The following is a 2,422-nucleotide window of genomic DNA, read 5'->3' as shown; positions in this document are numbered from 1 at the left end:
ACAACAGCGTCAGGATCATCAACGAGGACGGTCAGCGCTTGCATCACCGCCGCCATGGCGAAGTTGCGTTCTACGATCATGGACGCCGGCATCATCGCGGAGACATGGTCGTCGTGAGACGGCATCATCGCCCAGACACCGTCGTCGTGACAGGCTCCGTTTCCACTCACCGTCACTATCACCACCACCCCGTGGTCATCGAAAACGACGGCTACTGATCGCCCACTGCCTGCCCAAGCGAACACGAAAAGAAAGCCCGCCCCAGCGTCAGCCGGGACGGGCTTCCCCGTTTACCAGTCATTGTTTTAGTGCACTCGACGGACACCAACTTCGAGTGACCGAGAACGTTCCTGAAATTTTGCGCCCCCCCCCCCGTGTGTTCATGTGGCGATGGGTTCGGCTCTGCGATGGGTTCCGTAGCGATCGGAAACTTTGACGAAGATCGCCGTCGGCTCTAGTAGTTCGATGCATGTGATAGAGCCAGTGAAGCGGCTGTGCCGGGGTGCGGACATGAATCTGATTTCAACGACAGCCTCACCACCGGCTCTTGTGATTGCACTGTTTCTTCTCGCCGGCTGTTCGTCGATCGGCCGAACCGTCGATCCGGCGAAATACGACAGCATGAGCTGCGCCGAGCTCAACAGCGCGATGGGTGACGTCGCGCGCGACATCTCGCAAACCGCAATCACCCGCGGCAAGGTCGCCAACACCAGCGTTCCACGCTGGCTGCTTGGCGGCGCACGCGTGAAGGGCGCGGTCGCGGAGCGCGAAACGGCCAGGATCGACCGCCTGAAACAGCAACAAGCGGCTCTTGCCAGCGCCAGGGCACGCCGATGCACCTCGCCTTCGCAATGAGCTTGAGCTCACCCGGGCGGACGCGCTTCAGGCGCTCAGCCTGAAGCGTGTGACGTCGATCGCGGCGGCCATCAGCGTCTGTGTGTAGGCGTGCTGCGGGTTGCTGAAGATCGCCTCGGTCGGCCCCTCCTCGACGATCTTGCCTTGCTTCATGRCGATGATGTAGTCGGCCATGGCGCGCACGACCGAGAGATCGTGGCTGATGAAGAGGTAGGACAGTTCGTGGTCTGCCTGCAGCTTGCGCAGCAGTTCGACGATCTGCTTCTGCACCGAGCGGTCGAGGGCCGAGGTCGGCTCGTCCAGCACCACCAGTTTGGGCTTCAGGATCATGGCCCGCGCGATGGCGATGCGCTGCCGTTGCCCGCCGGAGAATTCGTGCGGGTAGCGGTTGCGTGCATTGGGATCGAGGCCGACTTCGTTCAAGGCCTCGACCGCGCGTTGATCGCGTTGCTTGCCCGACAGGTTCGGCTCATGCACCAGCAGCCCTTCGGTGATAACCTGGCCGACGGTCATGCGCGGCGACAGCGAACCGAACGGGTCCTGGAAGACCAGTTGCATCTCGCGCCGCAGCGGCCGCATCGCCTGTCGGTCGGCGGTGGAAATGTCGCGGTCGCCGAAACGGATGAGGCCATCGCTCGGCAACAGCCTCAGCAAGGCGCGGCCGAGCGTCGATTTGCCCGAGCCGGATTCACCGACAATGCCGATGGTCTGGTTGCGCTGCAGCCGGATCGAGATGTGGTCGACGGCGCGCAGCATCAGCGGCTCGCCAGCAAGAAACCCGCCGCCGATCCTGAATGTCACTTCGACATTCCTGCCTTCGAGCACCACCGGGGCATTGGCAGGCGGCGGCGCCTTGCTGCCCGTCGGCTCGGCCGCCAGCAGCATTTTCGTATAGGCATGCTGCGGATTGACGAAGATGGCCTCCGCCTCCCCCTCCTCGACGACCTCGCCCTGGCGCATGACATAGACGCGGTCGGCGAAGCGCCGGACGATGCCGAGATCGTGGGTGATGAAGACGATCGCCATGCCGAGCTTGCGTTGCAGCTCGGCCAGAAGCATCAGGATCTGCGCCTGGATGGTCACGTCGAGCGCCGTCGTCGGCTCGTCGGCGATCAGGATGTCCGGGTCGTTGGCAAGCGCCATGGCGATCATGACGCGCTGGCGCTGGCCACCCGACATTTCATGCGGGTAGGATTTCATCCGCCGCTCGGGATCGGGGATATGCACGAGGCGCAGCAGCTTGAGCGCCTCTTCGTGCGCCTCGGCGGCATTCAAGCCCCGATGCCRGCGGATCGGTTCGATCAGCTGGTTGCCGATCGAATAGAGCGGATCGAGCGAGGTCATCGGCTCCTGGAAGATCATGCTGATCTTGGCGCCGCGGACCTTGTTCAGTTCGGATTTGCTCAATGTCAGAAGGTTGCGGCCGCGATAGTCGACACTGCCGGTGGCTTCGCCATTCGAGGCCAGCAGGCTCATCGCCGCCATCATCGTCTGGCTCTTGCCGGATCCGGATTCGCCAACCACGGCAACGGTTTCGCCTGCATTGACGTGGATGCTGATGCCCTTC

At 63.0% G+C, this 2,422-nt stretch carries 2 protein-coding genes and 1 pseudogene; 2 read left to right on the top strand and 1 reads right to left on the bottom strand.

The window, feature by feature from the left end:
• Window positions 1-218: pseudogene (locus tag ACXJ7R_RS30085) on the top strand (hypothetical protein); the annotation flags it as partial.
• 292 nt (window positions 219-510) lie between these two features.
• A complete protein-coding gene (locus ACXJ7R_RS30080; protein ID WP_457155000.1) occupies window positions 511-855 on the top strand; it encodes a hypothetical protein in 345 nt (114 codons plus the stop codon).
• A gap of 27 nt (window positions 856-882) precedes the next feature.
• Here ACXJ7R_RS30080 and ACXJ7R_RS30075 read toward each other — a convergent pair.
• Window positions 883-2,422 (bottom strand): ABC transporter ATP-binding protein (locus ACXJ7R_RS30075; RefSeq protein ID WP_457154999.1); only part of this gene is annotated, 1,540 nt, incomplete at its 5' end.

Source organism: Mesorhizobium sp. P5_C1, from assembly GCF_054049815.1.
Note: the sequence above shows the minus strand (reverse complement) of the source record. Positions and strands in the feature narration are given on the sequence as shown.

Excerpts from the sequence above, each read along its gene's own strand:
- ACXJ7R_RS30080 (WP_457155000.1), top strand. The coding sequence starts at position 511 with ATGAATCTGATTTCAACGACAGCCTCACCACCGGCTCTTGTGATTGCA.